A 26,736-nucleotide genomic window follows, 5' to 3' on the forward strand; every position below is an offset into this window, starting at 1 on the left:
ATTACGGGTAGCTGATGACGTTCACCGGCACGGTGCCCGGCGGTGTCACCCCGCCCACGTTGTTCACCACGTGGGTGATCGTGCCCTGGTAGTTGAGCGACACGGTCAGCAGGTTGTGCAGTCTCACGCCGGACCGGTTGGGCACCTCGAAGGCGTTCTCGGCGCGCACCGACGGGTTGACGTTGAAGAAGCAGTAGCTGCCGAGCCCCCACGCCTCGTGCGTGGTGACGTTGTCGCCGACCTTGTAGGCCGCGTACCCGGCCTGCCCGTTCGGCCTGTTCCAGGTCGCCTGGTTCGGCACGTCGTACGGCATCTCGTTCTGGAAGAAGATGGTCCGCCCGCGCTCCCCGTTCCAGATGACCTGGTACTTCTGGTAGTGCTCGACGAACAGGCCGGTGGCCAGCACGTCGTTGCCGTTGACCACCAGGCCGGTGTCCCCGATCGCCTCGTCCCAGCCCCAGGTGCCGGCGTTGCCGTGGTCGGCGCGCCAGATCCAGCTGTGGTCGATGATCGTGTTGTGGCTGTTGACGACGAGGCTGTTCGTCGCCTTGCCCGCGATGGCGCCGCCGACGCGGAAGAACACGTCCTGCAGCGTCGTCGGGTTGGCCGCGTGCGAGGCCGAGGAGCCCGCGGGCCCGACGGTCAGCAGCGAGTTCGACAGCGTGGTGCCGGCGTCGAACAGGATGCCCTTGATCCGCACGCCGTCGACGTCCGCGACCTGCATCGCGGTGACGCCGTTCTGCGGCACGATCGTCGCGTAGCCGATGCCCAGCACGACGGTGTTGGGCCGCGTGATGTTGATCGTCTGGTTGACGTTGTAGATGCCGGGCGTGAAGAACAGGTTGCAGCCCTGGCCCAGTGCCGCGTTGATCGTGGCGGCCGTGTCACCGGACTTCACGACGTAGAACTGGCTCATCGGCAGCGAGGTGCCGGGCGTGCCACCGTTGAGCCACGAGGCGCCGGAAGCGTTGGTGCGCAACGAGGGCAGGAACACCCGGTACTGGTTGCCGTCGAGGTAGAGATACGGCACGTCGCGCGAGATCGGCGTCGTCGCCAGGTTCGTCGACGGAGGCGTCGGGAACGTGGTCGCGGGGGCACCGGGCGTTCCGGAGAACACCATGTTCCACACGCCGCCGTTCCAGCTGCCGTAGTTGGAATCGCGCGTGTACCACTGCTGCTGCGACACCGACGCGGTCTGACCGGACACCCGCGTGTCGGCCGTGTAGCCACCGGACGCGAACCCGTAGCTGGCCGGGTAGAGCGCCAGGTTGCCGCGGACGTCCATGCGCCGGAACGGCGCGGCCTGCGCGACGGCCCAGCGGTTGGTGCCGCTGCTCGGAACCACGGCCATGTTCTCGGCGGAGCGCCAGAAGTTCTGCAGCGCCACACCCTTGTCCGACTCGTTGAACGCGTCGACGGTGATGTCACCGTTGATCACCACGTCGCCGGGGTTGCGGCCCAGCCCCGAAACCGACGTGTAGTAACCGACGTCGTCGTGGATACCGCTGTAGGTACCGGGCTTGAACAGGTGCGCGACCCGCCGCGGCGCCATCTGCGCGGTGATCGTGTCCTTCTGGTTGTTGAAGTCGATGTCGAGCTGCGTCTGGATGCTCGTCGCCGACATGGTCGGGTCGAAGATCCGCGTGTTCGGCCCGAAGTTCGGGTTGTCCGACTGGACGCATCCCTGCTGCGTGCCGATCGTGTACGTCGCGCTGGCCACAGCGGAGTTCACGAGCCCGGACTTGATGCCGATGGCACTGATGGTCCTGTTGCTGGGCACGGAGATCGGCCCGCTGTAGACCGGACTGCTCCCGGTCGGCGTAGAACCGTCCACTGTGTACCGGATCGTCGCGCCACTGGTCGACGTCGAGATCGTCACCGTCTGCGCGGACGCGTAGGCACCACCCGGCGGGCTGAACGTCGGCGTCGCGACCGGCGTGCCGATCACGTACTGAGCACTGCCGACCGCCGAGTTGGGCTGACCGGACTTGATACCAATCGCGTTGATGGTCCTGTTGCCGGGCACCGAGATGGGCCCGCTGTAGACCGGACTGCTCGCGGTCGGCGTCGACCCGTCGGTGGTGTACCGGATCGTCGCACCCGAGGTGCTGGTGGAGATGCTGACCGTCTGCGCGGTCGAGTACGTGCCAGCGGGCGGGGTGAACGTCGGCGTCGCCACCGGCTGCACCGCACCCTGGTGGGTGTACGTGAAGTGCGGCGTGTCGTACTGCGGACCGCTCTTCTCGTAGGTGAACCAGTAGTCGATGACCGTGCCGGACGACAGCGACCCGACGGTCTTCTGCCAGGTCCCGGCGTTGTTGGTCATCCGGAAGTTCTGCTGCGGGGTGCCGCTGATCAGGTAGTGCACGTCGACGTAGTTCGCAGGGGTCGTCGGCGTGAAGTCGATCCGGGCCTGAGTCGCGTCGATCGCGGTCACGTTCTGCGTGTAGTCGTCGGCCGCGTACGCGGCCTCGACCGTCGCCAATGACGACAGGGCAATCGCTACGGCGGCGAGTCCACGCCGCCATCTCACCTTTGAGAGCGCTCTCACACCTGGAACGGTAAAGGCGAGATGACGTCGAGGGAAGACGTAAGTTACAAGAAAGGTGGGCGGCTCCAGCGAAACACGAATGGCCGCACCGGGACTGTTTTCACCCGAACGAGCAGACGTGCCACAGGGTTGCTCAGGTTCCCCGGTTCTCGTTGAGGTAGTTGTAGATCGTGTAGCGGGTGACCTCCAGGACGCCCGCCAGGTGGTCGACCGAGTCGCGGATGAGGAAGAAGCCCGCCTCGTCCAGCACTCGGACGACCTGCGACTTGTGCACCTTCTTCATCAGCTCGACCGGCACGCCCACGTCGGCGATCGCCTTCTCGACCAGCACGCGCTGGAGCGTGTCCACGTCCTGCGGGAACGACTCCACCGGGACGGGACCGGACGCCTCGTGTGCGGCGAGTTTGTTGACGCACAGGCAACCCACGGCGATGCCGGCCGCGTCGCGCACGAAGGTGGTGGACGAGGAGATAGCACGGCCGTCCGGGGCGTAGGTCTCGTAGCCGGGCATGTCGGTGGTGGTGCCGCGGCGGACCAGGCCCAGCAACAGGTCCGTCATCGGGCCGCCGACCTGGCGGCCCGTCAGGGAACCCGCGATCGCGATGATGGAGTTCGGCAGGCGGGACAGGTCGTGCACCACGACCTCGGTGTCCGGCCCCAGGGCAGAGGCGAGGCTGTCGATGGTGGGCACGAGGGCCGACAGCGCTGCCGGGATCGGGGAGGAAGCCGCCCCGGACAACGACTTCAGGGCCGCGCGCAGTCGTTCCAGCGTGCCGCGCGAGGTGGTGGCGTGCGGGGACAGGCGGACGTGCTCGGGGCGGATGGTGGCGGTGATCCCGAACGTGTTCAACGCTTCGCCGACCACGGAGGCCGCCTCGGGCATGGTGAACGCGAGGATGCCCGCACGGCGTTCGCGGGCGGAGACGATCTTGCCCCCACTGGACAGCACGATCTCCTCGGCCTCGGCGACGATCTCGCTCACCGCCGCGTCCAAAGAGGACACTCCGGCCAGCTCCACGAGTTCCAGCGCTTCGGCGAAGGCGCCGGAGACGACCGGGGAGAGGTTCGTGATGTTCCAGGAGGCGGCGTCCGGGGCCGCGTCGTGGACCGAGTCGTCGAACAGGCCCGCGTCGAGAGCGCCCGTCCAGCCCGACAGCACCGGCGACAGGCGTTCCAGCGCTCGGTCCGAGAGCACCACGAAGCCGGTGCTCCAGCCTGCGCGCAGCCACTTCTGGCCGCCCACCACCAGCACGTCGGCCAGTTCCCACGGTTCGTCGACCACGCCGAAGCCCTGGATGCCGTCCACGATCAGCAGTCGGTCGCCCACCGCCTCGCGCAACGCCGCCAGGTCCGCGCGGTAGCCGGTGCGGAAGTCCACCGCGGACACCGACAGCGCGGACACCTCGGGAGTCAGGCCCGCCGCCACGGCCGCAGGGTGCACCGGGCCGTCCAGCACGACCGACGGGAGGCCCGCCCGCACCCACGGGTAGGTGTTGGACGGGAACTCCGCGGCCGAGTACATGACCGTGCCGGACAGGCCGAAGGCCGCCTGGAACAGGCCGATCGAGGTGTTCGGCACCAGCGCGACGTGGTCGGTGTCCGAACGGCAGAGGCGCGCGACGGCGGCCTTCACCCGTTGTTCCTCGCGCATCAGCGTGTCCACAGTGGATGGTCCGGCCAGGGAGGCCTGTTCCATCAACCGCGCGGTGGCCGTGACCACCGGGAGCGACGGCGGGCCGAAGCGGGCGAAGTCGAGATACCCCTCCGGTTCGCGGAACTGGGCGAGGTACGAGGCGTCGATCAACTCAGAGCACCTTTGCGAGGAACTGTTGCGTGCGCGGCTGCTGCGGATTGTCCAGGACGTCGGCCGGTGTGCCGGACTCGACCACCGCGCCGTCGACGAGGAACACCACGCGGTCGGCGACCGAGCGGGCGAAGCCGATCTCGTGGGTGACCACGATCATCGTCATGCCGTCGCGGGCCAGCGAGGTCATCACGTCGAGCACCTCGCCGACCAGCTCCGGGTCCAACGCGGACGTGGGCTCGTCGAACAGCATCAGCTTGGGCTTCATCGCCAGAGCGCGCGCGATCGCAACACGTTGCTGCTGACCGCCCGACAACTGGCCCGGGTAGGCGGAGGCCTTCTCGGCCAGTCCCACCCGTTCCAGCAGCCAGCGCCTCGGCGCCCACCTCGGCCTTGCGGCGCCCGAGGACCTGGACCGGACCCTCCATGATGTTCTCCAGCGCCGTGCGGTGCGGGAACAGGTTGAACCGCTGGAACACCATCCCGACGTCGCGCCGCTGGTGGGCCGCGTCGCGTTCGCGCAGCTCGTAGAGCTTGCCGCCGGCCGCCCGGAACCCGACGGGCACACCGTCGACCCAGATGCGGCCGGCGTCGATCGTCTCCAGGTGGTTCACGCAACGCAGGAACGTCGACTTGCCCGCGCCCGACGGGCCGAGCAGGCACACGACCTCGCCGCGCTCGACCTCCAGGTCGATGCCCTTGAGCACCTCGGTGTGGCCGAACGACTTGCGGACACCGATCGCCTCAACGAGGGCCATAAGCACGCTCCAGGTAGTGCTGCCCGATCGACGCGAGGGAGACCATCACGAGGTACCAGGCCGCGGCGGCGAACAGGGTTTCCATGATCTCCAGGTTGCGCGAGGAGATGTTGTTCGCGGCGTGGATGAGCTCCGTGAAGGCGATCACCGACGCCATCGAGGTGCCCTTGATCATGTTGATGAAGTTGTTGCCGGTGGGCGGGATGATCACCCGCATGGCCTGCGGCAGCACCACTCGGCGCAGAGTCGTCAGCGGTGTCATGCCGATCGACTTGGCCGCCTCGGTCTGGCCCTCGTCGACGCTGCTCAGGCCCGCGCGGACGATCTCGGCCATGTAGGCGCTCTCGTTGAGACCCAGGCCGAGCAACGCCGCGACGAACGCGGTCATGACCACGTTGGTGGGCACCGAGAACAGCCCCGGGATGCTGATGTTCTGGAACACCAGCGCGAGGTTGAACCAGATCAGGATCTGCAGGAGCACCGGCAGACCGCGGAACAGCCAGATGTAGCCGACGGCGAACCACCGCGCGACGGGGTTGGCCGACAACCGCATCAGCGCGACGACCACGCCGAGGACGATGGCGCCGCCCTGCGCGGCCAGCGCCAGCACGATGGTGTTGAGCAGGCCTTCGAGCATCACGGGGTGCGTGAAGAACCCCGGCACGTCCTCCCACTGGATCTGGGCCTCGGACATCGACCAGCCCAGGCCCGCGATGACCAGCACGATCACCGCGCCGCTGATCCACCGCCACGGGTGGCTCAGCGGCACGACGACCAGTTCTTTCCCCGTCAGTTCTTCTTCGGCGCCGTTCATACGGGTGTCACTTGCCATTGATGGCGGCCTTCGTGATCGCACCCTGCTTGATGTCCCAGGTGGTGACGATCTTCTCGTAGGTGCCGTCGTCGATCAGGGACTGCAGCGCGCCCTTGATCGCCTCGGACAGCTTGGCGTTCTTCTTCGCGACGCCGATGCCGTACGGGCCACCGTTGATCGGCGCGAGCGGCACGACCTCGAAGTACTGGCCGTCACCGGCGGTCTTCGCGACGTAGACGGCGGTCGGCAGGTCGTTGAGGATCGCGGCGACGCGGCCGGTGCGCAACTGGTTCTGGTTGCCGGTGTCGCTGTCGGTGACGCTCAGCGTGACCTCGCCCTTGCCGGCGGCCACGCACTTGGCGCTCTGCTCCTTGCCGAACTGCTCCTGCGAGCTGCCCAGGTTCACCGCGATGCCCTTGCCGCAGAGGTCCTCGACGGACTTGACGCCCTGCGGGTTCCCCTTCTGCACCATGATCGTGATGCCGGAGGTGAAGTAGTCGACGAAGTCGATCTTCTGCTGGCGCTCCGCGGTGTCGTTCATCGCGGCCATCGTCACGTCGACGCGGCCGGTCTCGAGGCTCGTGATCAGCGAGCTGAACGCCATGTCGCTGTGCTCGGCCTTGAGCCCGAGCTTGGCGGAGATCGCCTTGATCAGGTCGACCTCGGACCCCATCGGGGTCTTGCCGTCCTGGTCGTAGAAGTTGTTCGGCGGGTTCTGGATGTTCGACCCGACCTTCAACGTGCCGGCCGAGGCGATCTCGGGCGGCAGCAGCGCGGCCAGCGCGTCGTCCTTCTTGACCGAGCCCAGGTCGGACGACGGAGGCGTGGACGTCTGAGTGGTGTCAGACGTGGACCCGCAGGCGGCGAGCCCCAGTACGAGCAGCGAAGTCACGAGCAGGCGCGGCATCATGGCGGGGACCGTACAACGTCGAGTTGAAGACGTCCACAAAAAGTTGAAACCAGGCGTGACCGGGGGCACTCGGGGAATTCCATCGACGCCCGCTTCGTTGGGTGGGATGCCCCCAGCAAACGAGGAGGACCAACATGGCGACGGTCGAGCTGACCAAGGAGAACTTCGACGAGGTGGTCGGTGACTCCGACGGCTCCGGCATCGTCCTGGTCGACTTCTGGGCCGAGTGGTGCGGTCCGTGCCGCGCGTTCGGGCCCACCTACGAAGCCGCGTCGGACAAGAACGAGGACATCGTGTTCGGCAAGGTCGACACGGAGGCGCAGCAGGAGCTCGCGGCCACGTTCGGCATCCGGTCGATCCCGACGCTGATGATCGTCCGCGAGGGTGTCGTGCTGTTCTCGCAGCCCGGTGCGCTGCCCGGACCGGCCCTCGACGGCCTGATCCAGCAGGCGCGCGAAGTGAACATGGAAGAGGTCCACGCGAAGGTCGCGGAGGCCCAGGCCCAGCAGGGCTGATTGACGTAACCCACCTGTGGGTATCTGACGTGCATGAACACCGACACGTCGACCGCACAGCTGGTGAGCCAGCTGTCCGAGCAGGTGAGCAGGCTCGCGCGCGATGAGATCCGTCTCGCCGTCGCCGAGCTCAAGGACAAGGGCAAGCACGCCGGTGTCGGCGCCGGGATGTTCGGCGTGGCCGGCGTGTTCGCGTGGTGGGGTGGGCTCAGCGTCGTCGCGGGCCTGATCCTGCTGCTGGCTCTCGTAGTACCGCCGTGGGCGGCCGCACTGATCGTCGCGGCCGCCCTTCTGCTGTTCGCGGGCGTCTTCGCGCTCGTGGGCAAGGGGCAGGTCAAGCAGGCCGCTCCCCCGGTGCCGAGGCAGGCCATGGACAACGTCCAGCAGGACATCGCGACGATCAAGGAGAGTGCGCACCGATGACCGACCCCAAGGACCAGCTGCAGCGCGATGTCGAGCGCACCCGGCGTGAACTCGGCGAGACCGTGGAAGCCTTGGCGCACAAGGTGGACGTGCCCGGTCGCGTCAAGGAGCAGGCGCACGAGACGGTAGTGCGGATGACCGCCGCGACCAATCAGGCGATCGACTCGCTGCCCGACCCCGTCGCGGAGCAGGTCGAGAAGGCGCGCCGACACCCCGGTGCCATCGCGGCGGCGCTCGTCGCGCTGATCGTCGCGATCTGGGCGATCTCACGGAGGAACCGATGAAGGTGCTCTACCGCCCCCTGGGCATGCTGTTCGGCGCACTGGGAGGCTTCCTCGCCACCGCGATCTTCGGCCAGATCTGGAAGCTGATCGCGGGCGACAAGGAAGCGCCCAGCGCCACGATGCGCAACCGCGCCTGGACCGAGGTGCTCGTGGCCGCGGCCATCCAGGGCGCCATCTTCGGCCTGGTCAAGGCCGCGATCGACCGCGGTGGCGCCAAGGGTTTCCAGAAGCTGACCGGTGAATGGCCCGGCGACGAGGAAGACTGACCGGAGCCGAACAGAGGCCCGGCCCGCACGCGGGCCGGGCTTCGGCGTCTGGGCCTGCGACCGTTTGAACCATCAACTATTCTGGCGGGCATGCCACAGCCAGAGGGTGAAGAGCTCGCCGCGATCCGGGCCAAGCGCGATGAGCTGCGCGAACGCTACGTGAAGCCGCTCGCCGAGCGCGGCGGCTCGCCGACCAGCGGAGTGCACCACATCGCGCTGATCTGCAAGGACGTCCAGGAGACGATCGAGTTCTACCAGGAGTTCCTCGGCTTCCCGCTCGTCGAGCTCGTGGAGAACCGCGACTACAACGGCTCGAGCCACTTCTTCTTCGACCTCGGCGCCAAGAACCTGCTGGGGTTCTTCGACTTCCCCGGCCACGACCACCCGGCGTTCTCCGAGACGATCGGCGCCGTTCAGCACCTGGCCCTGTCGATCTCGCCCGAGCGGTTCGACGAGATCAAGTCCAAGCTGGACGAGGCCGGGATCGAGTACCTGGGGCCTGACCGCGGCGTCGAGGACAGCCTGTACATCCGCGACCCCAACGGTGTAGGGATTGAGTTCTACCGGGAAGTTCTCGGCGAGTTCGAAGGCACGACACTGATCAACTGAGAGCGGAGTCGCAGTGGCGCAAGAGGTCAAGGGCATCGTCGCCCGGGGCAAGGGACAACCCGTCGAGCTGACCTCGGTGCTGGTGCCCGATCCCGGTCCCGGCGAGGCAGTGGTGAAGATCCAGGCGTGCGGCGTCTGCCACACCGACCTGCACTACCGCGAGGGCGGCATCAACGACGAGTTCCCGTTCCTGCTGGGCCACGAGGCCGCGGGTGTCGTCGAGTCGGTCGGCGAGGGCGTCACGGACCTCGAGCCCGGCGACTTCGTCGTGCTGAACTGGCGCGCGGTCTGCGGCACGTGCCGCGCCTGCAAGCGCGGCAAGCCCTGGTACTGCTTCTCGACGTTCAACGCCTCGCAGCCGATGACGTTGCTGGACGGCACGAAGCTCTCGCCCGCGCTGGGCATCGGCGCGTTCATCGAGAAGACGCTCGTCCACTCCGGACAGTGCACGAAGGTCGACCCGTCCGCCCGTGCCGCGGCCGTGGGCCTGCTGGGCTGCGGCGTGATGGCCGGCGTCGGTGCCGCGATGAACACCGGCAACGTCGGCCGCGGTGACTCGGTGGCCGTGATCGGCTGCGGCGGTGTCGGTGACGGCGCCATCGCGGGCGCTCGCATCGCCGGTGCCGCGAAGATCATCGCCGTGGACACCGACCCGCGGAAGCTGGAGTGGGCCAAAGGTTTCGGTGCCACGCACACGATCAACGCCCGCGAGGTCGACGACGTCGTGACGGCGATCCAGGACCTGACGGACTCGTTCGGCGCGGACGTAGTGATCGACGCGGTCGGCCGCCCGGAGACGTGGAAGCAGGCGTTCTACGCCCGCGACCTCGCCGGAACCGTTGTCCTGGTGGGAGTTCCGACGCCGGACATGAGGCTCGACATGCCGCTGATCGACTTCTTCGGGCGCGGCGGCTCGCTCAAGTCCTCGTGGTACGGCGACTGCCTGCCGTCGCGCGACTTCCCGATGCTCGTGGACCTGTACCAGCAGGGCCGCTTCGACCTGGACGCGTTCGTCAGCGAGGAGATCGCGCTGGACGGCGTCGAGGGCGCGTTCGAGAAGATGCACCACGGCGACGTGCTGCGATCGGTCGTGGTGTTCTGATGGCGCTGCGGGTGGACCACACCGTCACGTCCGGCACGTTCTCGCTCGACGGCGAGACGTTCGACGTCGACAACAACGTCTGGGTCATCGGCGACGACAGCGAGTGCGTCGTCATCGACGCCCCGCACGACGTGGACGCGATCCTCAAGGCCGTGGACGGCCGTCGTGTCGTGGCGATCCTCCTGACCCACGCACATGACGACCACGTCCGCGTCGCACCGGACCTGGCGCACGCGACGGGCGCGCCTCTCGCACTGCACCAGGCCGACCACGTGGTGTGGAACCTGACGCACACCGGCGTTCTCCCGCACCAGGCGCTGGAGGACGGTCAGGTGATCACCGTCGCCGGCGAGGAGATCCACGTGCTGCACACGCCGGGCCACTCGCCTGGCGCCGTGTGCTTCTACGTGCCGTCGCTGGGCGCGGTGTTCACCGGCGACACGCTGTTCCAGGGCGGGCCGGGCGCGACCGGCCGGTCGTTCTCGGACCGGCCGACCATCGAGGCGTCGATCCGGGAGAAGCTGCTGACGCTGCCCGGCGAGACCGTGGTGCACACGGGCCACGGCGACGACACCACGATCGCCGCCGAGGTCTTCTAGCTAGAACCGCGGAGGCCGCTTCTCCAGGAACGCCGTCACGCCCTCGGCGTAGTCGGCGCTGGAGGCGGCCTCCGCGTACAGCGCGCGCACGAAGTCGTCCTCGTGCCCGCCTTCCGTGATCGAGTTGATGATCTTCTTCGCGCCCCGCACGGACACCCGCGCGCGGCCCGCGATCTGCTCGGACAGCTCCTTCACGCGAGCGTCCAGGGACTCCACGACCTCGTTGACCAGGCCGATCCGCAACGCCGTCGAGGCGTCGATCAGGTCGGCCGAGAACAGGATCTGCTTCGCCCACGCCGGGCCCACCGCGTCCACCAGCGCCTTGGTGGAGGTGAAGTTGTAGACGATGCCGAGCTTCGCGGGCGTGATGCCGAACCGGGCGTCGGCCGAGGCCACCCGGATGTCGCAGGCGAGCGCGATCTCGCAGCCGCCGCCGACGCAGAAGCCGGAGACCGCGGCGATCGTGGGCTTGTCCAGTTGTGCGATGGCGCGCTCGCCGTTGTGGACAGCTTCGCCGTAGTGCGCGGCGCCCTCGGGCCCGCGCCGCAGCGTGGAGAACTCGGCGATGTCGGCACCGGCGGAGAAGTGCCCCCCGCCCCGGATCACGAGCACCCTCACGCTCTCATCTGCGGAAACGTCGCCGAGCAGCCCTGGCAGGGCCGACCACATCTCGTAGCTCATGGCGTTGCGCTTGGCCGGTCGGTTGATCGTCAACGTGGCGACCGGGCCGGCCGCGGACAGTTCCAGGAACTCGCTCACCCGCCGCACGATACCGACGCCCTAGTAATGTCCCCTGGTCGAAGACCCTGGAGGACCACGTGACGGCTGCTGCCATCGGTGCGTCGACGTTGCGCACGCTCGCGGTGCGGTTGCGCACCAGCGCGCCGGTGTCCGCGCGCATCCTTTCGGAGCTCGCGGGTGAGCTCGACAAGGGCGGGCCGGTGGCGGACCTGTTGTGTTCGCACAGCGCCGTGCACAGCCCCTTGTTCGGCATCCAGGCGCTCGCGGGGGTGCGGTTGCTGATGTTGTCGGGGCGGGCGCCGGAGTTGAGTCAGCGGTTCACCAGCGCGCAGGCGGCGGCGATGGCCGGGGAGTCGGACTCGACGACGTTGCTGGCGTGGCTCGCGGCGCGGAAGGCCATCGTCGAGAACCCGGGCGAGATCCTCGCGGCGCTCGACCGGACGGTGCAACAGCATCAGCCCAAGACGGCGGCGTTCCTGCTGCGAGGGCTCACGATGATCGGCGCGCCGAAGGTCCGGCTGCGCGAGCTCGGCGCGTGCGCGGGGCTCAACCTGATCCTCGACCACTACCGCTGGTTCGGCCTCGGCTGGGAGTGGGGCGACAAGGACTCGCCGGTGCGTCTGGCCGCCATCGGGCCGCAGCCGCCGAACCTGGAGATCGTCGGCAGGGCCGGCTGCGACCTGCAGCCGCGCGACCCCGCCGACCCGAAGCACGCGATGATCCTGCAGTCGTTCATCCCGCCCGAGCACGACGCGCTGCGGTGGGACCTCGACGACGCCATCGAGCTCGCCGCGAAGGTCGGCGTGAAGGTGGCGCGCTCCCCCGCCGGACGGTGGCTGCGCGAGAACCTCGTGCCGCCCGAGGAGCGGGGCACGTACACGGTGATCTGGCACAGCTCGTTCTGGGCGTACCTGACCGAGGACGAACGCCACGAGATCGAGACGACGCTGACCGCGGCGGCGGGCTCGATGCCACTCGCGCGCGTCGCCTACGAGTCGACTGATTTTCGCTCGAACCCCCGCCTGACGGTCACCATCTACAGCTAACCTCCGGCGGCGTGAAAACGATGCGCGCTGGTCTGGTGGCGATCGCTCTCCTCGCCCTGACCCCTGCACCCGCCCATGCCGTCTCCGACCACGACCTGGCGTTCCACTGGGCCCCGGTCCACCACCAGGACACGGACTCGTCGGACGCCGACGCCGACTACCTGTCCACAGTGGACTTCGACGGCGACTGGAACGCCCAGAACAACTGGGAGAACCAGCCGCAGCTCGCCAAGCTCACCGGCGCCGCCTACTACTCCGTGGTCGAGACCTCGACGCACTGGTTCGTCGTCTACGGCTTCTACCACCCACGCGACTGGGACGACCAGCCCGACCCGTTCGGCCAGCGCACCCACGAGAACGACCTGGAGGGCACGCTCCTGGCCATCCGCAGGGACACCGGGTTCGGCAAGCTCGAAGCCGCGGTCACGGTGGCGCACAGCGACTTCTACTCCTACGTGCCCGCCGGGTCGCCGTTCCAGAACGGCGCCGAGACCATCGACGGCACTCTGCTGCTGACCGACGGCCGTCCCACCACCTTCCAGGAGGCCAAGGGCCACGGCCTGTACCGCTGGAACGGCAACGACTTCCCCGGCGGTGACGGCGTGGTCTACCGCCCCGCCACCACCGGCGAGGTGCCGTCGGGCGGCAACGACCGCAGCGTCGGCTATCGACTGGTGAACACCCTCGAAGCCAACGGGATGTGGGCGCGCCGCAACAACTCCGAGACGTTCGCGTCGTTCGGCACGTTCCGCGGTGACAACGGCAAGGACAACGCCGCGCACGCGCCGTGGGGCTGGGACGACCAGAACGACGGCGCGATCTACCGCGGGTACATGGCCACCGACCCGGCCGCGCTGATCGACCGGTACTTCTCGAACAAGGGCGACTTCAGCCTGACCTACACCCGCAACGCCTTCCGCTAGGCGGCACGCGGGTACATGCGGGCCATGCCCGGAGGCGCGGCGAAGGGTGCCCACGTACCCTCCGCCTGCGCCAGCCGGTCCGCCACCACCCACAGGACGGTGGAGTTGAAGCCGTAACCCAGGTGTGAGGACGACACCTGGACGTTCTCTCGGCGTGGCCCCGGTTCCTCGACGCACGACTCCCACGAGACGATGCCGTCCGTCTTGGAGTAGATCGACGTGGCGGGCACCGGGATCGGCGGCCGCGTCGACTCCAGCGGCGGGAACTCTTCCTTCGGGATGTGCAGGCGGGCCAGCAGGGAGAACGCCGGCATCGCCCGTGACTGCACGGGATCGCTCATGTTGTACGGCGAGCCCAGCGTGATCACCTGGCGCACGCGGTGCGGGTGGTCGCGGGCCATCTCGCGCGCGAAGATCCCGCCCAGCGACCAGCCCACGATCGAGACCGGCGCGCTGTAGTCGTCAGAAACCTTCTTCACCAAGGCGTGCATGCCGTCGACGGCCTTGCGGGTCGGCCCGATGTTGCGGCCCAGGCCCCACGGGTTGACCTGATACCCCAAACCGGACAGGAACCGGCGCAGCATCACCGTCGACGAGTCGGCGGCGCCGAGGCCGGGGAAGACGAGGACCGGGTGGCCGTCACCGGACGGCGCGCCGCGCAGCATCGACCGGGTGGCCACGAACTCGCTGACGTCGAGCGCGCAGCGGGTGGGCTCGGTGAGGTACCAGAAGAGACCGGGAGCGCTGCCTCTCACGAGGTGCAGGGGCGAAGCGGCAGGCACTTCGAAGACTTCGTCCGATGGAACGGCAGACATAGGAGCCTCCCCACACGTCGACAACCCCGAGCCGGCGCCCCGGGCCACGTCGCCCGGTGAGTCCATGATGTTTCGTGAACGATCTTTTCGCCAGTACTTTCGAGTCTCGATTCGCCACGTGCAGGTAACGCGTTGGCAACCTCACAGGTGTGCAGTGCCTCTCACCTGCATGGACGTCGATTGAGACGCCCCGGTCCTCTACCATTTTTCAAGTGGATCGGATGAGCTCTTTGGACGCCAGCTTCTACTTCATCGAGGACGAGAACGTGCCCATGCACGTCGGTTCCGTCCTGGTCTTCGACGGGCCGGCCCCGTCCTACGGCGACGTGATCCGGCTCTTCCTGGCACGCATGGACCAGGTGCCGCGTTACCGCCAGAAGGTGAAGGCGCTGCCGTTCCACGTGGGTCGTCCGGTCTGGGTCGACGACGACCACTTCAACATCCTCTACCACGTGCGCCACACCGCGGTGCCGTCGCCGGGCGGGGAGGACCAGCTGCGCAACCTCGCGGGCCGGATCTTCGCGCAGAAGCTCGACGACTCCAAGCCGATGTGGGAGGCGTGGCTCGTCGAGGGGCTCGAAGGCGGACGCTGGGCGATCATCTCCAAGGTCCACCACTGCATGATCGACGGAGTGTCCGGTTCGGACATGCTGCAGCTCATCCTGGACTTCCAGCAGGAAAGCGTGCTGCCGGAACCGAAGGAGTGGACGCCGCAGCCGCAGCCCTCCACGCTCGACCTGGTGGTCGACGGCGTGCGTGACGCCATCGTGACGCCGGTGCAGCACCTGTCCGCATTGCCCGCCGTCGCACGGAACGTCCGTTCCCTCAGTGAGATCCTGGACTTCGGCAAGACGGTTCTCGGTTCTCTTCCCGGTACGGCCAAGCGTCTGGTCACGCGCGCGGCGACCTCTTTGAACGGTCCTATCGGGCCACACCGCCGCTGGGTGTGGGCGCGCGCGAACCTCGCGGAGATCAAGCAGATCCGCGTGGCCGCCGGCGGCACCGTCAACGACGTCATCCTGACGGCGATCACGCGTGGCTTCCGCGACCTGCTGGAGAAGCGCGGCGAACTGACCGAGGGCATGGTCGTGCGGACCATGGTCCCCGTGTCGATGCGCAAGGCCGACCAGCACAACGAGCTGAACAACCGCGTCAGCGCCGTGCTGGTGAACCTGCCCGTGGGCGAGGCCGACCCGGTGAAGCGCCTCGCGTCGATCCGCGCGCAGATGGACGACCTGAAGAGCTCGCGCCAGGCCGCCGGTGCCGACGTCCTCACGAACCTGTCGAACTTCGCCGCGCCGACGCTGATGGCGCTGGGCTCGCGGACCGCGATGCGGTTCCCGCAGCAGATCCTGCAGACCGTCACCACGAACGTGCCGGGCCCGCGCATCCCGCTCTACATGCTCGGCCGCCCGCTGGTGGAGATGTTCCCGTACGTGCCGGTCGCCTCGACGATCCGGATCACCGTCGGCATCTTCTCCTACCTCGACCGGTTCACGTTCGGCATCAACGCCGACTTCGACGGCGTGCCGGACGTCCAGTTGCTCGCGGACGGCATCCGCGCGGGCTTCGACGAGATGGTGGCGCTGGCCGCAGAGGCGGCGGAGAGGACCGAGGCGGCCCACAAGGTCGTGGACGCCAAGCCCGCCACTCCGAAGCCCGCCGCTCCGAAGGCCGCCGCTCCGAAGCCAGCCGCTCCGAAGCCGGTCGCGAAGAAGCCCGCTCCCAAGCCCCGTGCCGTGCGGACGACCTCCAAGGCCGCCACGAACGGCGTGAAGCCGGAGACGACGGCCTGAGACACGACCTGACGGTCCAGGTGGGTGAGCACGACCTGCGCCTGACCGTGGTGGGACTCGACGCGAGGCTGGGCGCCGTGGGACTGGCTCTCGGCCAGCTCGACGACGTCCGCGTGGAGCTGGAGGACGTGCGGTGGTCGCGCTGGCGTGCCCGCCGCGCCACCGTCGTGTGCCACGACGTGCACGTGAACCCGCCCGCGGTCCTGGTGGCCTCGCCGGTCGAGTTCCGCGTCGAGGTGGAGTTCGCGGACGTACCCGAACTGCACCCGGTCCGCTGGTTCCCGCTGACGGTCCAGCTGGTCGGCGCCGAGCTGCACGTGCGCCTGCACAGGTGGCTGCCCCCGCGTGTGTTCGCGGTGCCGGAACTGCCGCGCGGCATCGAGCTGACCGGCGTCGAGCAGCACGACGACCACTTCGTGCTGACCGGAGCCGCCCCCGTCCTGCGGGAGCGGCTCACGCTGGGTCAGCTCGCGGACGTGCTCAGGCGGTTGGCGTCCATCCAGGCCAGGACCCTCTCGGACACCACGTCGGGGATCTCCATCTGGGGCACGTGACCGACGTTCGCGTACTCGTCGTAGCGCCAGTGCGGGAACCTGCGCGCCACGGCCCTGGCGGCGGCGACGTTGACCAGCCGGTCCCGGTCGCCGCTCATCAGGAACACCGGCACGCGGACCTTGGCCATCGCCGCGTAGTAGGCGCCGCGCCTGGACGTCGTGAAGACGACGCTGCGCGCGGCGGCGAGGAACGCGGTGTCCAGCCCGTCGACCTTGGCGCGCTCGCCGATCAGGTGCTCGCTGGCCAGCTTGAGCTCCTCGGGGATGCCGGACGGGTCCGCGCAGACCAGCTCCAGCAGGCGGTCGACCTGCCGGCGGGCGGGCACGGCCCTCGACCTCGCCAGGAACCGCTCCCCCAGCCCCGGCACGGAGTACAGGAAGAACGTGCTGAGCATCGTCGGGTCGGGTCGAGTGCCGAGCACCATCGGCAGCGCGGGGTCGACCAGCACGAGACCGCTGACGAGCTCCGGGGCGTGGGCGGTCTGGAAGAGCGAGATCAGCCCGCCCATCGAGTTGCCGACCAGCACCGCCGGCTCCCCCACGACCTCGCGCAGGAACCGGCCCAGCAGCCGCGTGTTGGCCTGGACGGTGGTCTGGCGCCCCTCCGGGTTCGTCAGGCCGTGCCCGGCGAGGTCGACGGCCGTCACGCGGGCCCGCTGGGCGAGCAACGGCGCCAGCAGCACCCAGTTGAGGTGCGAGCCGCCGAGTCCGTGCACGAGCACGATGCGCGGACCGTCCTGCGGTCCGCCGAAGTCGACCCAGTGCACGGGCCCGTCGAGGTCGGCGTGGTGACTGGTGCCGCCGAAGTTCGCCACAGTCGTCATACCAACCAGTATGTCGCTGGGGCGTACTGATCGGTAGTGACGTTCAGCGCGACTTCCAGGGGCTCGCCTGCTTGCACGTCAGCGGGTCCGCTCGGGTGTCGCCGTAGATGATCTTGCCGGTCTCCGGGCTGACGTAGCAGCCGTCCCCGTAGCCCGCACCGGTCGCGATCAGGGTGCCCGCCGCGTCGTAGGCGTGCAGAACTCCCTGGTCCTCGACGTTCGGGATCGCCCAGTTCGACGGGTAGAGGATCCGCGCGGCGAACGTGCCGTTGACGATGGTGGCCTCGACGGTCTGGCCGTCGATCGTGTACGTCAGCCGGGCGACCTGGTCGTCGACGCGGCCGGCGACGGTGCGGTCGCCGGGCACGCCGGCGTAGGCGGGCTTGAGGTTCAGGTCACCGCCGGCCCTCGCCCCGCCGGAGTCGCGGTAGAGGTGCCCGGGAAGCCAGTTCACCGGCGTCCCGGAGAAGCCGGAGTTGTACTCCATTCCGCCGACGCCGAGGGTGCAGGTCAGGGCCTCCTTGTCGGTGTAGAGCAACGCCCACCGGATCTGCGAGCTCAGCAACTGGTACAGCTTCGCCTTGCCGACCCCGGCGCTCTGCGCGCAGCCCTTCTCGATCGCCGCGACGGTCTCCGGCGGCACCCCGAAGTCCGGGGTCGTCGACGTGACCGGCGGTGAGGTGGTGATCTGGACGGCGGGCACCGGTTCCGATGGCGGCTGGAGCATCATGACGCTCGTGGCCACGGCGGCCACCGAGGCGACCCCGGCGAGGACCGGGAAGAGCAGCCTGCGCTTGCGGCCGGTGGCGGCGCGGTCGAGTTCGGCGCGGATCCGGGTGTGACGGCCGGGGGGCAGGTCACGGGTGGGCGGGAGCATGCTGGTCATCGGTCCTCCCCGGTGTGCACGAGCTCGCGGTGCTGCTGGAGCTTGGACTTCGCCTTGCTGACCCGTGCCCGGACGCTGCCCTCGGTGATGCCGAGGACCGCCGCCGCGTCCGCGTACGACACGTCCGACCACACGCACAGCGCGAGCGCTTCCCGTTCGTTGCGCGGCAATCTCGCCACGGCGCCCAGCAGCTCCTTCATCTGCCGCTGGTCGTCGAGCCGCTCCGCCACCAGGTCCGCGTGGTCGGGCATCGCGGGTTCCTCGCTCAGCCGCCGCAGGTTCCTGAGCCGTCGCAGGAGCGAGCGCTGCTCGTTGCGCACGACGTTCGTGGCCACCGTCAGCAGCCACGGCAACGCCGACTCGCGTTCGAGCCGCACGTCGTCGCGCTTGCGCCAGGCCAGCAGGAACGTCGCCTGCAGGTGGTCCTCCGCCTCGGCCCACGACGCGGTCAACCGGAAGCAGTGGTTGTAGACCGCCTTCGCGTGCCGGTCGAACAGCACCCCGAAGGCGCGCGAGCTGCCCTCGGCGGCCTGCGACCACAGCGCGCGGTCGTCGTCCGTTGTCATACCTGTTCGTGTCCGCCCGCCCCAGAAGTGTTGGCACCAGTTTCACGCGCCGATCACTAACGTCCCGCAGCGTGGCACATCTGGGGGTGGCCGACCTCGCGGGCATCGCGCAGGCGGCGTACGGCCGTGAACTGAGCGACGTGGCCCGCTTGCACGGCGGCAGCAAGAAGGGCGTCTACCGCCTGACGCTCGACGACGGCACGACAGGCGTCGCCTACGTGTGGCGCGCCGCGGAGGACTACTGGCCGTCGCACGAGCCGGATCCGTTGTTCGGCAACGCGAGCGGGCGCGACCTGTTCCTCACCGCGCACACCGCGCTGTCCGAGGCCGGCATGGGCGTGCCGCGGCTGGTGCTGGTCGACACCGACGTGATCGTGGTCGAGGACCTCGGCGCCGAGTTCCTGGAGAAACTGCTCGACCAGGACACCGAGCCGCTGGAACGGTTGTGGGACGACCTCGCGGCCATGCACCGGCGCACCAGCCCGCGCTACGGCCGTCCGAGCGCGCCGCAGCCCCTGGACGCGCCACCGATCCCGGACGTGGTGCTGGAGCGGGCGTTGACACACCTCGACGCGTGTTGTGCCCGCGTGCCACGCGTCGCCGCCGAACGCGACCGCCTGGAAACCCAGCTGCGCCAACGACATGCGGCGATCGAGCCACGAGCTCGGTACGGCCTGATCCACGGCGAACTGGGCCCGGACCACGTGCTCGTGGCGGACGGGCGCCCGGTGCTGATCGACATCGAGGGCGCGATGTTCTTCGACGTCGAGTGGGAGCACGTGTTCCTGGAGCTGCGGTTCGGCCCGCACTACCGGCCCGTCGCGGACCTCGACCAGGCGCGGATGTCGTTGTACCGCCTGGCACAGCACCTCTCGCTCATGGAGGGCCCGCTCCGGCTGCTCGACGGGGACTTCCCGAACCGGGACGCGATGAGGGCGATCGCCGAGCACAACGTGGAGCGCGTGCTCGTCGTCTAGCCCGTCCCACCACGTGGGCGCGCTTGGCCGGGGCCGCAACGGATGTCAGAGTCGGGGCATGTCCCAGGCATCCGTGCTCAGCACGCGCCGCCACGTCGACCTCCGTCGGCAGGCGAGCGCGATCTGTGCGGTGCCCGCCTTCGCCTGACCGGAGATCAGACGAACCCCCTGCGAGAAGGGGAGGGACCACGTGAGCCGCACCGCCGCCACCGTGCTCAGGTCCGTGCTGGACCACGGACCTGTCGCGCGCAGCACCATCGCGCGCCTGACCGGGCTGAGCGCCGCCACCGTCACCAAGCAGTACGCCGAGCTGGCCGAACGCGGGCTGGTGCGCGAGGTCGACACGCGCGTGCCGAGGGTGACGATCGGGCGGCCGCACGTTCCGGTGGACATCGACGTGGACCGGCACGTGGTGTGCGGGGTCCACATCGCTTACGGGCACACGACCTTGGCGCTCGTGGACCTGCGCGGGCGGGTGCTCGCCGAGGAACGCGAGCCGCACGACAGGCCGAGCTCGGCAACGGCGATGCGCGGGATCGCCGAACGGGTGCCCGCGTTCCTGCGCAGGCACGACCGCGTGCCGATCGGTGTCGGAGTCGCCACCGGCGGACGCGTGGACGACGGCACGATCGTCGAGCACAGCCAGCTCGGCTGGAAAGACGTGCGTGCCAAGGAGTTCCTGACCACCGCGCTCGACACGGCAGTGCACGTCGAGTCGCACTCGAGAGCGCTCGCGCGGGCCGAGCAGCTCTTCGGGGCTGACCCCAGAGCCCGCACCAGCCTGGTGCACCTGTTCGTGGGCAACGTGGTCGACGCGGCCATCGTCACCGGCGGCGCGGTGCACAGCGGGCCGGGTGGTGCGGCGGGCGAGATCGCGCACCTCCGGCTGCGCGACGACGACACCCCGTGCCCCTGCGGCCGGCGCGGGTGCCTGGAGGCCGCCACGTCGAACCGGACGCTCGCGGAACGGGCCGCGCGGCTCGGGATCACCGCGGTGCCGTCGCTGGACCTGCTCGTCGAGGCCGGGCAGCGCGGCGACCCGCGGGCGATCGAGCTGTTCCGGAGGCGGTCGCGGCTCGTCGGGCAGGCCGCACGACTGCTGCTCGACGTGATCAACCCGGACGTGCTCGTCGTGGTCGAGGCCGGCGCGATCCTCATTCCCGGATGCTGGGAGGAATTGACATCGGAAATCGCCGAACGTAATAGCGACGTCATTCAGACGAGTTTCGGCAGCGAGGTTCTCAGCGTCGCCGCCGGAAGTGTCGTGCTCAGCGAGATATACGGCGGACCGACTTATTTTCCCTGAGCGGAAAATAGACATGCACGGGATCTGAACTGCAGGATCGATCCATGACCTCAGTCCAGGAAAAGACCATCACCGTCAAACCGATCGCGGGACACATCGGCGCGGAAATCTCGGACATCGACATTTCGAGGCCACTCCGCGCGGTCGAGCTCGAGACGGTCCAAAAGGCGCTCCACGCACACAAGGTGATTTTCTTCCGGAACCAGGAGCTGGACCACGCGAGCCAGATCGCGTTCGGCCGCCAGTTCGGGGAACTCACCTACGCCCACCCCCACGACGACGCCCCGCCGACCGGTTTCCCGGAGATCTTCACGATCGACCCGCGCCGCTACGAGGAGCGCTACGGCAAGGAGTTCAAGCAGGTCCAGAAGCGCCAGTACAGCTACTTCTCCGGCTGGCACACCGACGTCACCGCCGCGGTGAACCCACCGGCCGCCTCCATCCTGCGCGCCGAGGTGGTGCCCGAGATCGGCGGCGACACGACGTGGACCAACCTCGTCGCCGCGTACAACGGACTCTCCGAGCCGATCAAGTCCTTCGTGGACGGACTACGGGCCGAGCACCGCTACGGCGGCTCGGTGAAGGTCGGCGACGGCGCGTACGCCAAGCGCGTCAACGACAACCTGCTCGTCGCCGAACACCCGGTCGTCCGCGTGCACCCCGTCACCGGTGAGAAGGGCCTGTTCGTCAACCCCGGCTTCACCAGCCACGTCGTCGGGGTGTCCGCCGCCGAGAGCAAGGCGGTCCTGGACCTGCTCTACGCGGAGATCACCCGGCCCGAGTACACCGTGCGGTTCCGCTGGGAGCCGGGCAGCGTCGCGTTCTGGGACAACCGCGCCACCGCCCACCTCGCACCGCGCGACCTGGAGCACCTCGACGTCCGGCGCACGCTGCACCGCGTCACCCTCATCGGTGACACCCCGGTCGGGCCGGACGGCCGCGAGTCCACGCTGCTCGCCGGCCGCCCGTTCACCGCCGACCACGCCGTGGTGGTGGACTGATGCTGACTCGACGTTCCCTGTTGCTCGGCCTCGCGGCTTTCGGTGCCGCGGGGTGCTCCGCGGGCGGCAGCACCACCACGCAGGTCCTCGGCGACCTGCCCACGACACCCCCTCCCCCGGACACCAGGCTGTCGATCTCCATCCGCACCACGCTCAAGCAGCTGGAGGCGAACGGCGAGTTGGCCAAGCTGCCGTTCCAGGTCAGCGACTGGCCGAACATCCAGGCCGGGCCGGACGTGATCCAGGCGTTCCGCGCGAAGTCCGTCGACCTCGGCGCCAACGCGGGCATCCCGCCGATCCAGGCGCAGGCCACCCGCCTCACCACCAAGATCGTCGCGGTCGGCGAGCGCGACAAGCCGCTCTACACCTACGCCACGAAGCCCGGCTCGCCGATCAGGAGGCTCGAGGACTTCAAGGGCAAGAAGATCGCGTTCAGCCAGGGCCAGGCTCAGGGCGTGGTCGTTCTGCGCACGCTCAAGGAACTCGGCCTGAAGCTCACCGACGTCGAGCTGATCCCGTTGACCAGCAACCAGTTCCTCACCGCCGTGCAGGCGGGCCAGGTCGACGTCGCCGTGCTCGCCGAACCGCAGCTCACCAAGTACCTCGGCCAGTACCCCGACGCCACGGCGATCCAGATGAACTCCGTCGACCTGCTCACGGTCCTGTGGGCGCCGGTCGAGGTCCTCAACGACCCGGCGAAGCTCGCCGCGATCAAGGCGTTCATCCCGTTCTGGGCGCGCGGAACCGTGTGGAGCTACGAGAATCCGGACAAGTGGGTCGACGCCTACTACGTCAAGGACCAGAACGTCTCCAAGGCCGACGGTGACCGGATCGTGCAGTCCCAGCCACCACTGACCTTCCCGACGAACTGGGACCGCGCGATCCAGTGGGAGCAGGAGACCGCGGACCTGCTGGCGGAGGGCGGGTTCGTCGAGAAGTTCGACGTCACCCAGCTCTTCGACCGCCGGTTCGAGAAGGTCGCCGCCGAGGCCGTCGACGCCAGGTACCGGAGCCGGACATGACCCAGGTGCTCGAACGCCCCGCGACACTCGTCGCACCCGCCACCCCGAACCGGCGCAAGCGCCTGGGACTCGGCAAACCCATCCCGTACGGACGCGTTCTCGGACCAGCGCTGATCATCGCCGTCTGGAGCATCGCGTCCGCGACCGGCGCACTGGATCCGCGCATCCTGAGCGCGCCGTGGACGATCGTCCACACCGGAATCGAGCTGACCGAGAACGGCAAGCTCCCCGAGAGCATCCTCACCTCGCTCCAACGGGCGGCACTCGGGTTCTTCTTCGGTGCCACGGCAGGAACGCTGCTCGCCATCGCGTCCGGCCTGAGCCGGGTGGGAGAGGCGCTGATCGACGGCACGGTCCAGGTCAAGCGCGCGATCCCGTCCCTCGGCCTGATCCCGCTGCTGATCCTCTGGCTCGGCATCGGCGAGGAGTTCAAGATCGTGGTGATCGCCGTGACCATCGCGACGATCATGTACCTGCAGACCTACGCGGCACTCACGAGCATCGACAGCCGGTACGTCGAACTCGCGGAGGCCGTCGGCCTCACACGCACCCAGTACGTGCGCAAGGTCGTCTTCCCCGGCGCGCTGCCCGGCTTCTTCCTCGGCCTCCGGCTCGCCGTCACCGCATCCTGGCTGTCCCTGGTGGTGCTGGAGCAGATCAACGCGACCAGCGGCATCGGCTACCTGATGTTCCAGGCGCAGAACTACGGCCAGACCGACGTGATCGTCGTCGGGCTCGTCGTCTACGGCCTGTTCGGGTTCGTCTCGGACGCGCTGCTGCGGATCGCCGAACGGAGGGCGCTGGCATGGCGACGCACGCTGTCCGGGTGAACGGCCTCACCCGCCAGTTCCAGGAACGCAAGATCCTCGACGACCTCGACCTGACCATCGCGCCCGGCGAGTTCGTCGCGCTGCTCGGCCGCAGCGGCTCCGGCAAGTCGACGCTGCTCAAGGCCATCGCCGGCCTCGACCACGACGTGACCGGCGAAGGCACCCTCGAAGTCCCGCACGAGGTCGCCGTCGCGTTCCAGGACTCCCGGCTGCTGCCGTGGCTCCGCGTCCTCGACAACGTCGAACTCGGCGTCAAGCCCGGCAAGGGCAAGGCAGCGCTGGAGGAAGTGGGTCTCAAGGGCCGCGAACGCGCGTGGCCCGCGGAACTGTCCGGCGGCGAGCAGCAACGCGTCGCACTCGCCCGCTGCCTCGTCCGCGAACCCCGGCTGTTGCTGGCCGACGAACCGTTCGGCGCGCTGGACGCGTTGACCCGCATCAAGATGCACGACCTGCTGCGCGAACTGTGCGCGAAGCACCGGCCCGCCGTCCTGCTGGTCACGCACGACGTCGACGAGGCCGTCGAACTCGCCGACCGCGTGCTCGTGTTGCAGGAGGGCCGCATCGGCCTCGACCTCCCGGCGCACGACGCCGACCGAACCCATCTGCTGTCCGCACTCGGCATCGGAGTAGCCGCATGACGCTGCACCTCAACCTCTTCGTCCACGACACCGGCCACCACGAGGCGTCGTGGCGGCTGCCCGAGTCGGAACCGTTGGCGCACATCGACATCGCCTACCACCAGCGGATCGCGCGCATCGCCGAGGAGGCGAAGTTCGACTCGGTGTTCCTCGCGGACTCCCCGGTGCTGTGGGGGAACCCGAGCCGCCGCCCGTCCGGCAAGATCGAGCCGACCATCCTGCTCACCGCGATCGCCGCCGTCACCACGAGGATCGGCCTGATCGCGACGGCGTCCACCACCTACAACGACCCCTTCAACCTGGCCCGCCGGTTCAGCTCACTGGACCACGTGAGCGGCGGCCGCGCGGGCTGGAACATCGTCACGACCGCAGGCGACGACGCGGCCCGCAACTTCGGCCTCGACGCCCAGCCCGCCCACCTCACCCGCTACGACCGCGCGGCGGAGTTCGTGGAGGTGTCGAAGAAGCTCTGGGACTCCTGGGACGACGACGCGATCATCGCCGACAAGGCGACCGGTGTGCACGCCCAGGACGACCGCGTCCACACCATCGACCACGTCGGCCCCCACTTCAAGGTCCGCGGCCCGCTCAACGTGCCGCGCTCACCGCAGGGCTACCCGCTGCTCGTCCAGGCGGGCAGCTCCGAGGACGGCAGGGACTTCGCCGCGAAACACGCGGAAGCCGTCTTCACCGCCCATCAGACGCTGGAGGACGCCGTCGCGTTCTACCAGGACGTGAAGCGCCGGGCGATCGAGTTCGGCCGCGACCCGGACGAGGTCAAGATCCTGCCCGGCCTGGTCCCGGTGATCGGCTCCACGGAGGAGGAAGCGCACGAACTGGACGCCGAACTGGAACGGCTGATCGTCCCGGAGCACGCGGCGAGGCAACTCGCGGGCCTGCTCAAGGTCGACCACCTGGAACTGGACGAACAACTGCCCGCCGACCTCCCGGACGAGGCCGCGATCGAGGGCGCCAAGTCCCGGTACACGCTGATCGTGGAACTGGCCCGGCGTGAACACCTGACCGTCCGGCAACTGATCGGCAGGCTGGGCGGCGGCCGCGGCCACAAGACGTTCACCGGCACCGCGGTCCAGGTCGCCGACCAGCTCGAACAGTGGCACCGGGCAGGCGCCGCGGACGGGTTCAACATCATGCCCGCCGTGCTGCCGTCCGGGCTGGAGCGGTTCGCGGACGAGGTGCTGCCGATCCTGCGGCAGCGCGGCCTGTTCCGCACCGAGTACACCGGCACGACGCTGCGCGAGCACTACGGGCTCAAGCGCCCCGCCGGCCAGTTCACCGCACTAGCCGTGTGACGGGTGCCCGTACAGCCCCACGCCGGCGATCTCCAGCGTCGTGAGGAACGCGGTCGAGGCCAGGTAGGAGGCCTCGACCAGTTCCGCGGTGTGCGAGAAGTCCAGCGGCGTCACGGCCTGCACCGGCGGCCCCGGCAGGTACAGCACGGGCGCGCTCTGCGACGCCAGCTCCACCTCCAGCACGGCCTGGTTGCGCATGCCCAGCGTCGCCCAGAACAGCAACGTCTCGGCGAGCGTCTCCGGCACCGTCGGCAGGTGCCCGGGGAACGCGCAGTCCAGCACCACCAACGACTTCGCGCCCATCGCCAGGGCTTGGCGGATCGGCACGTTCGCGAGCACACCGCCGTCGTAGAGCACCTGGTCGCCGATCCGCACCGGCGGGTAGACGCCCGGGATCGCCGCGCTGGCGAGGATCGCGGGGATCAGCTCGCCCTCGGTGATGTTCACGGCCTCGCCGGTCACGCCGTTCACCGACACCGCGCCGAACGGCAGCGACAGGTCGGAGAAGGAAGTGGATCCGCCGAGCCCCTCCGCCAGCACGTGGGCCAGGCCGGTGTTCGGGAACAGGTAGGTCTTGTTGGTGCGCAACGACCTCAGCTGCGCGATCGGCCCGCCCGGGAACACCCGCTGCCGCGTCATGCCCTCCCACAGCACGGCGAGCCGTTCGAACGCCTTGTCCGGGTCGAGGGCGAGCAACGACCCGTTGACCGACCCGACCGAGGTGCCGACGACCAGATCGGGCGTCACGCCGTGCTCCCGCAACGCGCGCAGCATGCCGACCTGAGCGGCGCCGAGGCTTCCGCCGCCCCCGAGCACGAAGGCGACTGGTCCAGGCAGTTCGATCGTCACGTCCGGTAATCCTA

The 26,736-nt window shown here is 69.0% G+C and carries 29 protein-coding genes and 2 pseudogenes; 19 read left to right on the forward strand and 12 right to left on the reverse strand.

All coding sequences use genetic code 11. The features are described from left to right. Window position 1: 1 nt before the first annotated feature. From PV646_RS38335 to PV646_RS38360, 6 genes and pseudogenes are all read right to left on the reverse strand, one after another. The gene (locus PV646_RS38335) at window positions 2-1,948 is read right to left on the reverse strand and encodes a pectate lyase-like domain-containing protein (protein ID WP_500347717.1); all 1,947 of its coding nucleotides are present in this window, start codon (window positions 1,946-1,948) and stop codon (window positions 2-4) included. Window positions 1,949-1,960: 12 nt separating this feature from the next. Continuing rightward, window positions 1,961-2,551, reverse strand: a pseudogene (locus PV646_RS38340) (chitobiase/beta-hexosaminidase C-terminal domain-containing protein); the annotation flags it as partial. Window positions 2,552-2,684: 133 nt separating this feature from the next. After that, on the reverse strand, window positions 2,685-4,355 hold the full coding sequence (locus tag PV646_RS38345) for an aminotransferase class V-fold PLP-dependent enzyme (RefSeq protein ID WP_500347309.1): 1,671 nt from the start codon (window positions 4,353-4,355) through the stop codon (window positions 2,685-2,687). 1 nt (window position 4,356) lies between these two features. After that, window positions 4,357-5,113 (reverse strand): annotated as a pseudogene (locus tag PV646_RS38350) (amino acid ABC transporter ATP-binding protein). Next, entirely contained in the window at window positions 5,100-5,927 is an 828-nt protein-coding gene (locus PV646_RS38355; protein ID WP_500347310.1) for an amino acid ABC transporter permease, read from the reverse strand. Before PV646_RS38355 ends, PV646_RS38350 begins: the two are co-directional and overlap by 14 nt. Window positions 5,928-5,934: 7 nt before the next feature. After that, window positions 5,935-6,837 carry an ABC transporter substrate-binding protein gene (locus PV646_RS38360; protein ID WP_500347311.1) on the reverse strand — a complete coding sequence of 301 codons (903 nt, stop codon included), beginning with the start codon at window positions 6,835-6,837 and terminating at the stop codon, window positions 5,935-5,937. A gap of 134 nt (window positions 6,838-6,971) precedes the next feature. Between PV646_RS38360 and PV646_RS38365 the strand changes: the two genes are divergently transcribed. From PV646_RS38365 to PV646_RS38395, 7 genes are all read left to right on the forward strand, one after another. Next, the gene (locus PV646_RS38365; protein WP_500347313.1) at window positions 6,972-7,352 is read left to right on the forward strand and encodes a thioredoxin family protein; all 381 of its coding nucleotides are present in this window, start codon (window positions 6,972-6,974) and stop codon (window positions 7,350-7,352) included. 33 nt (window positions 7,353-7,385) lie between these two features. Next, window positions 7,386-7,775 carry a phage holin family protein gene (locus PV646_RS38370; RefSeq protein ID WP_500347314.1) on the forward strand — a complete coding sequence of 130 codons (390 nt, stop codon included), beginning with the start codon at window positions 7,386-7,388 and terminating at the stop codon, window positions 7,773-7,775. Then, entirely contained in the window at window positions 7,772-8,059 is a 288-nt protein-coding gene (locus tag PV646_RS38375) for a DUF3618 domain-containing protein (protein ID WP_500347316.1), read from the forward strand. The genes PV646_RS38370 and PV646_RS38375 overlap by 4 nt, the downstream gene beginning before the upstream one ends. Further along, window positions 8,056-8,325, forward strand: a complete 270-nt coding sequence (locus PV646_RS38380; RefSeq protein ID WP_500347318.1) for a DUF4235 domain-containing protein — start codon at window positions 8,056-8,058, stop codon at window positions 8,323-8,325. Before PV646_RS38375 ends, PV646_RS38380 begins: the two co-directional genes overlap by 4 nt. Before the next feature lie 90 nt (window positions 8,326-8,415). After that, a complete protein-coding gene (locus PV646_RS38385; protein ID WP_500347320.1) occupies window positions 8,416-8,934 on the forward strand; it encodes a VOC family protein in 519 nt (172 codons plus the stop codon). Between the two features lie 13 nt (window positions 8,935-8,947). Beyond that, window positions 8,948-10,036, forward strand: a complete 1,089-nt coding sequence (locus PV646_RS38390; protein WP_500347321.1) for an S-(hydroxymethyl)mycothiol dehydrogenase — start codon at window positions 8,948-8,950, stop codon at window positions 10,034-10,036. Further along, complete coding sequence (locus PV646_RS38395) at window positions 10,036-10,635, forward strand: MBL fold metallo-hydrolase (protein WP_500347323.1); 600 nt, start codon at window positions 10,036-10,038, stop codon at window positions 10,633-10,635. The genes PV646_RS38390 and PV646_RS38395 overlap by 1 nt, the downstream gene beginning before the upstream one ends. On the opposite strand, the gene PV646_RS38400 is transcribed toward PV646_RS38395, so the two are convergent. Further along, entirely contained in the window at window positions 10,636-11,394 is a 759-nt protein-coding gene (locus PV646_RS38400; RefSeq protein ID WP_500347325.1) for an enoyl-CoA hydratase/isomerase family protein, read from the reverse strand. It lies immediately after the preceding gene. A 59-nt stretch (window positions 11,395-11,453) separates the two neighbouring features. Between PV646_RS38400 and PV646_RS38405 the strand changes: the two genes are divergently transcribed. Further along, the gene (locus tag PV646_RS38405; protein WP_500347327.1) at window positions 11,454-12,422 is read left to right on the forward strand and encodes a DUF2332 family protein; all 969 of its coding nucleotides are present in this window, start codon (window positions 11,454-11,456) and stop codon (window positions 12,420-12,422) included. Between the two features lie 11 nt (window positions 12,423-12,433). Continuing rightward, a complete protein-coding gene (locus PV646_RS38410) occupies window positions 12,434-13,345 on the forward strand; it encodes a hypothetical protein (RefSeq protein WP_500347328.1) in 912 nt (303 codons plus the stop codon). Here the strand turns inward: PV646_RS38410 and PV646_RS38415 are convergent. Further along, window positions 13,342-14,100: an esterase/lipase family protein gene (locus PV646_RS38415; protein WP_500347330.1), complete on the reverse strand. Its 759-nt coding sequence runs from the start codon at window positions 14,098-14,100 to the stop codon at window positions 13,342-13,344. The genes PV646_RS38410 and PV646_RS38415 overlap by 4 nt on opposite strands. Window positions 14,101-14,381: 281 nt before the next feature. On the opposite strand from PV646_RS38415, the gene PV646_RS38420 reads away from it, so the two are divergent. Both PV646_RS38420 and PV646_RS38425 read left to right on the forward strand, forming a co-directional pair. Further along, window positions 14,382-15,956: a WS/DGAT/MGAT family O-acyltransferase gene (locus tag PV646_RS38420; protein WP_500347719.1), complete on the forward strand. Its 1,575-nt coding sequence runs from the start codon at window positions 14,382-14,384 to the stop codon at window positions 15,954-15,956. 20 nt (window positions 15,957-15,976) lie between these two features. After that, window positions 15,977-16,510, forward strand: coding sequence for a hypothetical protein (locus PV646_RS38425; protein ID WP_500347331.1), 534 nt, complete (start codon window positions 15,977-15,979; stop codon window positions 16,508-16,510). On the opposite strand, the gene PV646_RS38430 is transcribed toward PV646_RS38425, so the two are convergent. From PV646_RS38430 to PV646_RS38440, 3 genes are read right to left on the reverse strand one after another with little or no spacing between them, the layout of a single operon-like run. Then, window positions 16,420-17,334, reverse strand: a complete 915-nt coding sequence (locus tag PV646_RS38430) for an alpha/beta fold hydrolase (RefSeq protein ID WP_500347333.1) — start codon at window positions 17,332-17,334, stop codon at window positions 16,420-16,422. The two genes, PV646_RS38425 and PV646_RS38430, sit on opposite strands and share 91 nt — an antisense overlap. Window positions 17,335-17,377: 43 nt before the next feature. After that, window positions 17,378-18,220 carry a hypothetical protein gene (locus PV646_RS38435; protein WP_500347335.1) on the reverse strand — a complete coding sequence of 281 codons (843 nt, stop codon included), beginning with the start codon at window positions 18,218-18,220 and terminating at the stop codon, window positions 17,378-17,380. Further along, window positions 18,217-18,786: an RNA polymerase sigma factor gene (locus tag PV646_RS38440; protein WP_500347336.1), complete on the reverse strand. Its 570-nt coding sequence runs from the start codon at window positions 18,784-18,786 to the stop codon at window positions 18,217-18,219. The genes PV646_RS38435 and PV646_RS38440 overlap by 4 nt, the downstream gene beginning before the upstream one ends. Before the next feature lie 71 nt (window positions 18,787-18,857). Here PV646_RS38440 and PV646_RS38445 point away from each other — a divergent pair, with 71 nt between their 5' ends. Genes PV646_RS38445 through PV646_RS38480 form a run of 8 tightly spaced genes read left to right on the forward strand, consistent with a single transcriptional unit; the run spans window position 18,858 to window position 25,873 of the window. Further along, on the forward strand, window positions 18,858-19,763 hold the full coding sequence (locus PV646_RS38445) for a phosphotransferase (protein ID WP_500347338.1): 906 nt from the start codon (window positions 18,858-18,860) through the stop codon (window positions 19,761-19,763). Between the two features lie 58 nt (window positions 19,764-19,821). Beyond that, window positions 19,822-19,911, forward strand: a complete 90-nt coding sequence (locus tag PV646_RS38450; protein WP_322789012.1) for a putative leader peptide — start codon at window positions 19,822-19,824, stop codon at window positions 19,909-19,911. A 42-nt stretch (window positions 19,912-19,953) separates the two neighbouring features. Next, the gene (locus PV646_RS38455; RefSeq protein WP_500347340.1) at window positions 19,954-21,069 is read left to right on the forward strand and encodes an ROK family protein; all 1,116 of its coding nucleotides are present in this window, start codon (window positions 19,954-19,956) and stop codon (window positions 21,067-21,069) included. Window positions 21,070-21,113: 44 nt separating this feature from the next. Beyond that, the gene (locus PV646_RS38460) at window positions 21,114-22,070 is read left to right on the forward strand and encodes a TauD/TfdA dioxygenase family protein (protein ID WP_500347341.1); all 957 of its coding nucleotides are present in this window, start codon (window positions 21,114-21,116) and stop codon (window positions 22,068-22,070) included. After that, the gene (locus tag PV646_RS38465; RefSeq protein WP_500347342.1) at window positions 22,070-23,092 is read left to right on the forward strand and encodes an ABC transporter substrate-binding protein; all 1,023 of its coding nucleotides are present in this window, start codon (window positions 22,070-22,072) and stop codon (window positions 23,090-23,092) included. Before PV646_RS38460 ends, PV646_RS38465 begins: the two co-directional genes overlap by 1 nt. After that, on the forward strand, window positions 23,089-23,922 hold the full coding sequence (locus PV646_RS38470; RefSeq protein WP_500347344.1) for an ABC transporter permease: 834 nt from the start codon (window positions 23,089-23,091) through the stop codon (window positions 23,920-23,922). Before PV646_RS38465 ends, PV646_RS38470 begins: the two co-directional genes overlap by 4 nt. Next, on the forward strand, window positions 23,898-24,560 hold the full coding sequence (locus PV646_RS38475) for an ABC transporter ATP-binding protein (protein ID WP_500347346.1): 663 nt from the start codon (window positions 23,898-23,900) through the stop codon (window positions 24,558-24,560). Before PV646_RS38470 ends, PV646_RS38475 begins: the two co-directional genes overlap by 25 nt. Next, window positions 24,557-25,873, forward strand: a complete 1,317-nt coding sequence (locus tag PV646_RS38480; protein ID WP_500347348.1) for an LLM class flavin-dependent oxidoreductase — start codon at window positions 24,557-24,559, stop codon at window positions 25,871-25,873. The genes PV646_RS38475 and PV646_RS38480 overlap by 4 nt, the downstream gene beginning before the upstream one ends. Here the strand turns inward: PV646_RS38480 and PV646_RS38485 are convergent. Next, entirely contained in the window at window positions 25,862-26,722 is an 861-nt protein-coding gene (locus PV646_RS38485; protein WP_500347350.1) for a patatin-like phospholipase family protein, read from the reverse strand. The genes PV646_RS38480 and PV646_RS38485 overlap by 12 nt on opposite strands. Window positions 26,723-26,736 lie beyond the last annotated feature (14 nt).

It is taken from the genome of Streptomyces sp. ID05-26A (genome assembly GCF_033794685.1).
Taxonomy (GTDB): domain Bacteria; phylum Actinomycetota; class Actinomycetes; order Mycobacteriales; family Pseudonocardiaceae; genus Lentzea.

What these genes read in the sequence shown, in the direction of transcription:
- PV646_RS38355 (WP_500347310.1), bottom strand. Translation starts at nt 5,927, where the DNA reads ATGAACGGCGCCGAAGAAGAACTGACGGGGAAAGAACTGGTCGTCGTG.
- PV646_RS38440 (WP_500347336.1), bottom strand. Translation starts at nt 18,786, where the DNA reads ATGACAACGGACGACGACCGCGCGCTGTGGTCGCAGGCCGCCGAGGGC.
- PV646_RS38380 (WP_500347318.1), top strand. Translation starts at nt 8,056, where the DNA reads ATGAAGGTGCTCTACCGCCCCCTGGGCATGCTGTTCGGCGCACTGGGA.
- PV646_RS38435 (WP_500347335.1), bottom strand. Translation starts at nt 18,220, where the DNA reads ATGACCAGCATGCTCCCGCCCACCCGTGACCTGCCCCCCGGCCGTCAC.
- PV646_RS38395 (WP_500347323.1), top strand. Translation starts at nt 10,036, where the DNA reads ATGGCGCTGCGGGTGGACCACACCGTCACGTCCGGCACGTTCTCGCTC.
- PV646_RS38360 (WP_500347311.1), bottom strand. Translation starts at nt 6,837, where the DNA reads ATGATGCCGCGCCTGCTCGTGACTTCGCTGCTCGTACTGGGGCTCGCC.
- PV646_RS38460 (WP_500347341.1), top strand. Translation starts at nt 21,114, where the DNA reads ATGACCTCAGTCCAGGAAAAGACCATCACCGTCAAACCGATCGCGGGA.
- PV646_RS38470 (WP_500347344.1), top strand. Translation starts at nt 23,089, where the DNA reads ATGACCCAGGTGCTCGAACGCCCCGCGACACTCGTCGCACCCGCCACC.
- PV646_RS38370 (WP_500347314.1), top strand. Translation starts at nt 7,386, where the DNA reads ATGAACACCGACACGTCGACCGCACAGCTGGTGAGCCAGCTGTCCGAG.
- PV646_RS38465 (WP_500347342.1), top strand. Translation starts at nt 22,070, where the DNA reads ATGCTGACTCGACGTTCCCTGTTGCTCGGCCTCGCGGCTTTCGGTGCC.
- PV646_RS38385 (WP_500347320.1), top strand. Translation starts at nt 8,416, where the DNA reads ATGCCACAGCCAGAGGGTGAAGAGCTCGCCGCGATCCGGGCCAAGCGC.
- PV646_RS38450 (WP_322789012.1), top strand. Translation starts at nt 19,822, where the DNA reads ATGTCCCAGGCATCCGTGCTCAGCACGCGCCGCCACGTCGACCTCCGT.
- PV646_RS38475 (WP_500347346.1), top strand. Translation starts at nt 23,898, where the DNA reads ATGGCGACGCACGCTGTCCGGGTGAACGGCCTCACCCGCCAGTTCCAG.
- PV646_RS38430 (WP_500347333.1), bottom strand. Translation starts at nt 17,334, where the DNA reads ATGACGACTGTGGCGAACTTCGGCGGCACCAGTCACCACGCCGACCTC.
- PV646_RS38375 (WP_500347316.1), top strand. Translation starts at nt 7,772, where the DNA reads ATGACCGACCCCAAGGACCAGCTGCAGCGCGATGTCGAGCGCACCCGG.
- PV646_RS38480 (WP_500347348.1), top strand. Translation starts at nt 24,557, where the DNA reads ATGACGCTGCACCTCAACCTCTTCGTCCACGACACCGGCCACCACGAG.
- PV646_RS38420 (WP_500347719.1), top strand. Translation starts at nt 14,382, where the DNA reads ATGAGCTCTTTGGACGCCAGCTTCTACTTCATCGAGGACGAGAACGTG.
- PV646_RS38365 (WP_500347313.1), top strand. Translation starts at nt 6,972, where the DNA reads ATGGCGACGGTCGAGCTGACCAAGGAGAACTTCGACGAGGTGGTCGGT.